Raw genomic sequence first — 7,528 nt, 5'->3', positions numbered from 1 at the left:
AGAATGATCATTCTAGCGTATTAAATAACCCACTAACTACGTTAAAAATTATTTATATAGAACAACTATGTATCATAATTTTAGCCTTGTTATTGAGCTATTTTCTTATCGCTATAATAGATCACTAATTTATGCAATTGGTATAAAAAGACTCTGACGTTTCACATAGAGCCTTTTTATTACTGATGGATAGTTTTGGCACATTAAACCGATTATCAAGGTGATTTGATAGACTGTTTGATGTCGTGTAGTAAATGTTGAAAGTTACGTTTATGAGGAAATAACATAAAAGCAGCAGCTGTTAAGGAGAACGCTTTAAATTTAAGTCCGATTTCTCGGTAGTATTCACCGTAACACTCAAATATTCTTGCTTGGGCTTTCAGCCGCGTTTTAATACCAATATCATTTTTACAGCGAGAGATTATTTCTTTCATTGCATTTAGTCTGTTTTGTCTATTCGCGGTGATTGAACCTGCTCTCATTAAATACCCCATTGATATTTGTTGAGAAAAAGCAACGTCCCCAATCCTTGCTAGTTTTAACCAGCAGTCCCAATCACTTGCGCTGTTAAGTGAGTTATCAAATTTTCCAACGTAGTTAATGGCTGATTTTTTTACGACAACAGAAGAAGTACCTATTACATTAGCAAATAAAAGTAAATCCATTGGCGATTGGAGGTTTTGATAACCGATATGATCGCTATCAATAAACTTTGAAAATTCGGGCCAATAGGAAAAACAGTCAATAATAGATGCATATTCTTCATCGACATGCATGTAATTAGTAAAACTTAAAACACAGCTAGAATTATTTTTCATATAACTAATTTGATCAAATAATTTATCGTCAGTCCAATAATCATCAGCATCTAAAAAAGCGATATATTCACCTTTAGCTTCTGCGATAGCTTTATTTCTAACACCGACCACTCCGGTGTTTTTTTGTTTAATAACTCGAATATTAGACAATGTTTTTTTTGCATTATCGAGCCATTCTACACTGCCATCGGTCGAACCATCGTCGATAACGAGTATTTCACAGTTAATATTTTTTTGCCTAACAACACTTGATATCGCCTTTGCTAAATAGGGCTTACAGTTGTAATTAGGGATAATAACACTGACTTCAATATTCATTTTAATAACCTTATACTTTTCAAGATAACTAGGGTTACGCAAGATAAGAGCCAATGATTTAAGCGCCCTGCGGGGCTGTTTTTTGTTTAATGGTTTGCATATTGCGATATATCTTCGCAAATTGAATTTTAAATGCGTATTTGCGTTGTTTTATGCTGGGCATAGTTCTTGCGAAGTAACAGATAAGTCTATCTGGAGTTTTTAAAATGAAACATATCGGCATCGTTGTTCCTAGCTTCCACATTCCATCAGAAACGTTTGTTGTGACTGAAATTAATGCCCTCGTTAATGCAGGGCATAAGGTAAGTGTACTCACGTTTGAAAATTTAAATAAATGTATAAATTTAAATTGTAGTGTGCGAATTATTGTTATAAAAAAATCGACTCAATCGGCCATTAACGCTGCACTGCAAAGGCCTTTAATAGCCTTGAAAAGCAGTCTTGTAGCGAGAAGATTCACGTCTATTTCTGTTTTATCGTTGATGGGTTATGGATTGAATATTGCCGAGATTATTCTCAAGCATCAAATCTCTCACATTCATTGTCATTTTATGCATGCGCCATTGGCCTACTCAATTATTGCCAGCAAGCTTGCTGGGGTGAGTGTTTCTTCAATTGGTCATGGCCACGATGTATACGTAAACGATTCTGATTTAAAGCTTAAACTGTCGTTGTGTGATTTCTCTGTTGCGGTATGTGAAGACATGGCAATAAAACTGCGTAAATACAGCACAGGTAAAATTCAATTACTTCACTGTGGGATCGACTTGAGTGTGTTTAATAATAAACCAAGCCGTTTGAGTGAGTCAGTTAAGCTTTTGTTTATTGGTCGATTAATTGAAAAAAAGGGTCTGCAATTTTTATTACCAGCATTAAAAAAGTTGACCAAAAAATACTCTATATCGCTTGATGTTGTCGGAGACGGACCTTTAATGAACGATCTCAAATATATGTGCGAACAACTTAGGATAGATAACGATGTCAGGTTTTTAGGATCAAAAAGTCCTGTATGGCTATCAAAAAATACCAGCCATTATTCTGCTTTAGTTGCGCCATTTTGTATATCTGAAAATGGTGACCGCGATACGGGACCCGTTGTATTAAAAGAAGCTATGGCCAGCGGTATCCCTGTATTGACCACCGAATTAATGGGAGCAAAAGAAATTGTTAACGATGCCGTTGGGTTTAAATGCGAGCCTTCAAGTATTGAAGGGTTAGAAAAGATGTTAGCCAAATTTTGTGAACTCACCCCGTATGAAAGACATGAAAAAGGGTTAAATGCAAAAGAAGCGGTTGCCAAAGATTTTAATGCTAATAAGCAAGCTAAAAAATTATCTAACTGGGTACAAAGCCTGTAGGAGTTATTATGAATGGAATTAAGCAAATCGCATATTTTGGTTTATCTACTTTATTTCTTAAAGTGTTAGGATTTGCTTTATTACCTATTTCTACACGCATACTAAGCCAAGCTGAGTTTGGCGAACTCAATTTTTTAGTGTCAATATCCGCTGTTATGTCGTTGCTTCTGTGTTTAGGATTACCTGAGTTATTATTTAAGCAACATATCAGCGACCCTCAAAGAAAAAGAGCATTATTTAGAGACGCCCTTATTTTATGCGGGTTTTTAAGTTGTGTATTTGTTTTTATTTTATTTTATTTTATCGAACCCTTTAGTGCATTGCTGCCAGTGTCTTTAAATACAATTGATATAAAGCTGTTAGCGGTTAACTTGGCGCTGTCATCTGTACTTAGTGTTTTGTTTTGTTACTTTAGATACTATGAGATGGCTAAGCAATTTTGTGTTCTAGCCATACTTCAAGGCGCAGGCCAAACATTATGTACGCTTATTTTACTCTATTTAGGCTACGGGGTGACAGGAGTTATGGTGTCGGGTGTGATATCGAGCACCTTAGTGTTACTTATTGCGTTATCTCTGGTGATTAATCAATTGGGTATTAGTTTTAAATACATTGCATGGAACATAACGCCTAAGAATTGTTTATTTCTGCTAAGCATTATTGTCTCCTCATTGTTTGTATATGCAAATAATGGCGCAGAAAATTGGTTTATAGCAGCAAGCGTGGGTAAAGAAAAGTTAGCTCAATATTATGTTGTATTACAGTTTGCGTTAATGACATCGTTTACTTTTGAGCCAATTAGAATGTGGTGGTTTTCACGCCGCTTTAATGAATTAACACAAAATCGCACCAAGTATGTTTTTTTATGCAAACTCAGTTTAGACATTGGTATTTTATTGTGTGCGCTGATGATTATCGTCACACCTCATATTTTTAGTATTGTATTACCCCATAACTATCAATTAAATACTTGGCTGTTACCGAGCCTTATTGTTGTTGTTGTACTAAGGCACCACAGTGACCTATTAAATATTGGATGTTACACGCAGTTCAACGGGCTTTTTGTCACTGTGATTAACGCAATAAGTGCTTTAATCGCACTGTTATTATTAGGTTTTTTGGTACCAAAGTTTGGTGTGTCGGGAGCTGTAAGCGCTTTGGCGTGTGCCCAGTTAGTTAAAACGGGTTTGTTTGTGGCGATAAGCCAAAAGCTTGAATATTTAGCATTTAAGGTAAAAAGCTTTGTGCCAAGTTGGGTGTGTTTTTTACTTATTTATATCCTGAGTATTATTGATTTAGCACAGTACGTTTTATGGCAATTAGTGACGTTTGTTGGTTTTTTAATTATCCTTTTTTACAAATATAAAACGCTAATAAGTGATGTGATTAAGCCATTTATAAGGATCAAAGCGCATGATTAGTTGGTACAAGCAGCATTGTTTAATCATAAATGGCTTATTTATTACGGCATTAACACTTGTATTGTATGCGCTATTTGGCCCTATTGCTGCGTTTGCATTGCTACTACTGCCGTTTGCAGGCTTTTTAGCGGTAAAAATTAGCACCGTGTTCATCATTTTTTTTATTTTATTTAGCTATTTTAGATTACACGAGGCCTTTGTCTTTTTAATGCCTCTCAAAATCCCGAAAATGCTGGCATTGGCGTCATTACTAGGGATTGCATGGCATTTATTTATATCAAAAACACTGAAGCCTCATTGGAGCTCAACACATTTAATTTTTGTTATTTGGTTTGCGTGGCTAACGGTGTGTGTGTTTAGCGCAACAAACAAAGGCTTAGCAATAGAATACTGGATAGGTGTACTAGTTAAGGTATTTATCATGGTGTTTGCTATTAGCTGGTGGTTAACACGGTTCTCCCACTTTAGCTTTGTTCGCTTGGGGATTATGATCTCTGGTGTGGCGGTAGCATTAGTTGCTTTAAATAATAAAATCAATGGCGTAGGTCTTGTAGAAGGGACGCGGGTGACTATTTCTCGAGAGTATCGATCGCAATTAGGTGATCCAAACGATTTGTCTTTAGTGCTCATGTTTCCTGTTTCTTTTTTGGCCGCTGAACTATTTGACTCTACAGCCAATAAATATCGCCGGCTCTTTGCTGCGATCGGCTTGATGTTAACTATTTCTGGCGTTATCGCTACGCAGAGCCGAGGTGGCTTATTAGGAATTGCAGCTATTTTAAGTTTCTTTTTATATCAAAAAGTAAAAAACCCTGTTGTTGTTGCTATGTTTGCAGGTGTTGGCATGTTAGCAATGATGGTTTTTGCTGGTATTGGCGATAGACAAAGTGGTGGAGCTGTTGAAAGTGGAGTTGATGAATCAGCAATGGGCCGACTATACGCATGGCAAGCGGCAATAAATATGGCTATTTCAAATCCTCTTACGGGTGTTGGCGTTGATAATTTTTTTGTAAATTATTACTTTTACAGCCCACACTGGGATGGCAAGAATCATGCAGTACATAGCACATGGTTTCAGGTTTTAGGTGAAACAGGCTTTGTAGGAATATGCATATTTTTACTTTTAATTGCCAGCATTTACCGAAGCCTTTCGAGAGTTTATTGCATCAATGCACTTAACTACAATGATCAAGTGGCAGTTAACGCTAGTGCGTTAAAGGCCGGTATTATAGGGTTTATGGTTGCAGGCACATTTTTAACGCAAGCATTTACTTGGCCGCTGTATATTATTTTGGCCCTCACTATTGCGCTCGAGAAGCTCACTATTCAAAGCAATAAGGAATAACAGTATGATGGTACACGTCAAACTTTGGTTGAAAAACAGTCCACATCCTTTTGCAAAATCACTTTTTCATTTTGCAAAAAACCTTCGCAATCCACAAATGATGGTTATTCCTCTTCTTCATTCGTCGCTTTATCACCTGCATCAATTTGTAAAAGAGTTGTGTCACGAACTGTTAAGAATCATTTATTACACGCCACTGTTTAAAAGCCAAATAAAAGGCAGTAAAAAGCAGCTCTTTTTGTACTCAGGTATGCCACAAGTACTTGGACAGCTTAATATTGAGTGCAGCGATAACGTTAGAATGTCTGGTATTACTACATTTTGTGGGCGAGTGGGTAACTTAACTACGCCAACACTCATTATTGGTAACAACGTGGATATTGGCTGGCAAAATGCCTTTTCGGTTGGCCAAAAAATCACATTAGAAGACGATGTAAGGTTAGCTGGGCGCGTTTTTTTAGCTGGGTTTCCAGGTCATCCCATTGACTGTGAACGAAGAGCACAAGGCGACAGTGACGACGAGTCTCAAATTGGCGATATTATCATTAAACGCGGTGCATGGTTAGGCACTGGCGTAACGGTACTTGCAGGCGTCACGATTGGTGAGGGAGCAATTATAGGAGCAGGCAGTGTGGTTACAAAAAATATTCCTGCTTTTACTATTGCTGCAGGAAACCCAGCCAAAGTAGTGAAGCATATAAAGGAGTCCTAATATGAAATTTATTGTTTTTGGTGAAGATTGGGCAAGCCATCCAAGCAGTACTCAGCATTTATTTTCAGAGTTGGCTAAAAATCATGAAATACACTGGATAAATTCAATTGGTATGCGCAAACCCCGTTTCAAACGCAACGATTTAGAACGCGTATGGAGTAAGTTTAAGCAGCTTTTTAGTCAATCCAATCACACCGCAATCAAAACACCTAGCACTATGCAGGTATACAAACTACCAGTGTTACCGTGGCACGATAATACATTAGTAAAGCGTTATAATAGCTGGATTTTTTCCCAATACTTTAAAGGTATTCAAAATAATGAACCCATTATATATTGGTTGAGTGTCCCTACAGCACAGTACTTATTTACAAAAAAAGTGCACGATAAACTCATTTATTACTGCGGCGATGATTTTAACGCGCTTGCCGGCGTTGATGCGCATTTGGTTGCGCCATTTGAAAAAAGTTTAATTAATAAAGCCGATTTAATTTATGTCATTAGTCAATTTTTGATGAATAAGATGCCACACTACAAAACTAAAATGCTTAGCCATGGAGTTAGTTATGACCTCTTTACATCTCATACAGATATCGCTCCAGAAATAAACGCGTTGAACGGTCCTATTGTTGGTTTTTACGGCAGTATTAACGCATGGTTAGATATGACATTGTTAACAGCCCTCGCTGCACAAAGGCCTCACTACCAACTGGTATTGGTGGGTGATATTGTTGCCTGTACCTCTCAACTGCTACAGTTTAAAAACGTAACGCATGTTCCTGCGGTGGAGCATCAGCGTTTAGTCACTTTTTCAGCGCATTGGGATGTATCTATTTTACCGTTTGTAAATAATGCGCAAATTAGAGCATGTGATCCGCTTAAATTAAAAGAATATTTAGCGGTGGGAACGCCTATAGTCGCAACGCAATTTCCCGCTGTGATGCGTTACGAGTCAGAAATTTATATCGCAAAAACCCAAGCTGAATTTATTAGTAAAGTAGATGAAGTACTCTCACTTGATAAAACGCAATTAAATACACTTAAATTAGCGCAACGCCATATAGCGCAAGACCATAGTTGGCAATCAAAAGCGCTTGCTGTTGAGCACGATATCTCTACTTTAAACCACGGGCTATAATTAGTGGTTGTTGAGCCTTCAGGGTTAAACTTGTGATCCTCAAAGGAGTGATACCAACTTGCAATCAATTTGAGGGATTAAATCTGGCGCTAACTAGATAGATCACTCAATTAAGCGAAATGGTGTGAACTGTAGCGCGTGTTTGTGATTTATTCTGAGAGCTCCCTATCTGTTGGAAATTATCACGCCCTAGATTCTGTCTTGCCTAAAAACCAAACCGCCAGCTACAAATTTAACGTATACCAATTCGCAATAATACTTATACCAATTTTATTAAAAACATGATCATTCTAGCGTATTAAATAACTCATTAACTACGTTAAAAATTATTTATATAGAACAACTATGTATCATAATTTTAGCCTTGTTATTGAGCTATTTTCTTATCGCTTTAATAGAACACTAATTTAATTCAATT

Annotated in this window: 6 protein-coding genes; 5 read left to right on the top strand and 1 reads right to left on the bottom strand. The window is 37.0% G+C overall.

Features of this window, described 5'->3' with window-relative positions:
- Window positions 1-215: 215 nt before the first annotated feature.
- Window positions 216-1,136: a glycosyltransferase family 2 protein gene (locus CWB66_RS11910; protein ID WP_138585547.1), complete on the bottom strand. Its 921-nt coding sequence runs from the start codon at window positions 1,134-1,136 to the stop codon at window positions 216-218.
- 206 nt (window positions 1,137-1,342) lie between these two features.
- Here CWB66_RS11910 and CWB66_RS11905 point away from each other — a divergent pair, with 206 nt between their 5' ends.
- Genes CWB66_RS11905 through CWB66_RS11885 form a run of 5 tightly spaced genes read left to right on the top strand, consistent with a single transcriptional unit; the run spans window position 1,343 to window position 7,110 of the window.
- On the top strand, window positions 1,343-2,494 hold the full coding sequence (locus CWB66_RS11905) for a glycosyltransferase (RefSeq protein ID WP_138585546.1): 1,152 nt from the start codon (window positions 1,343-1,345) through the stop codon (window positions 2,492-2,494).
- Between the two features lie 8 nt (window positions 2,495-2,502).
- Window positions 2,503-3,915: a lipopolysaccharide biosynthesis protein gene (locus CWB66_RS11900; protein ID WP_138585545.1), complete on the top strand. Its 1,413-nt coding sequence runs from the start codon at window positions 2,503-2,505 to the stop codon at window positions 3,913-3,915.
- The gene (locus CWB66_RS11895; RefSeq protein ID WP_138585544.1) at window positions 3,908-5,260 is read left to right on the top strand and encodes an O-antigen ligase family protein; all 1,353 of its coding nucleotides are present in this window, start codon (window positions 3,908-3,910) and stop codon (window positions 5,258-5,260) included. The genes CWB66_RS11900 and CWB66_RS11895 overlap by 8 nt, the downstream gene beginning before the upstream one ends.
- A 4-nt stretch (window positions 5,261-5,264) precedes the next feature.
- Window positions 5,265-5,972: an acyltransferase gene (locus CWB66_RS11890; protein WP_077537703.1), complete on the top strand. Its 708-nt coding sequence runs from the start codon at window positions 5,265-5,267 to the stop codon at window positions 5,970-5,972.
- A gap of 1 nt (window position 5,973) precedes the next feature.
- On the top strand, window positions 5,974-7,110 hold the full coding sequence (locus CWB66_RS11885; protein WP_138585543.1) for a glycosyltransferase family protein: 1,137 nt from the start codon (window positions 5,974-5,976) through the stop codon (window positions 7,108-7,110).
- Window positions 7,111-7,528 lie beyond the last annotated feature (418 nt).

Source organism: Pseudoalteromonas sp. S558 (assembly GCF_005886635.1).
GTDB lineage: Bacteria > Pseudomonadota > Gammaproteobacteria > Enterobacterales > Alteromonadaceae > Pseudoalteromonas > Pseudoalteromonas aliena.
The sequence above is the reverse complement of the archived record's forward strand: the minus strand, read 5'-3'. Positions and strand labels throughout refer to the sequence as shown.

What these genes read in the sequence shown, in the direction of transcription:
- CWB66_RS11910 (WP_138585547.1), bottom strand. Translation starts at nt 1,136, where the DNA reads ATGAATATTGAAGTCAGTGTTATTATCCCTAATTACAACTGTAAGCCC.
- CWB66_RS11905 (WP_138585546.1), top strand. Translation starts at nt 1,343, where the DNA reads ATGAAACATATCGGCATCGTTGTTCCTAGCTTCCACATTCCATCAGAA.
- CWB66_RS11900 (WP_138585545.1), top strand. Translation starts at nt 2,503, where the DNA reads ATGAATGGAATTAAGCAAATCGCATATTTTGGTTTATCTACTTTATTT.
- CWB66_RS11895 (WP_138585544.1), top strand. Translation starts at nt 3,908, where the DNA reads ATGATTAGTTGGTACAAGCAGCATTGTTTAATCATAAATGGCTTATTT.
- CWB66_RS11890 (WP_077537703.1), top strand. Translation starts at nt 5,265, where the DNA reads ATGATGGTACACGTCAAACTTTGGTTGAAAAACAGTCCACATCCTTTT.
- CWB66_RS11885 (WP_138585543.1), top strand. Translation starts at nt 5,974, where the DNA reads ATGAAATTTATTGTTTTTGGTGAAGATTGGGCAAGCCATCCAAGCAGT.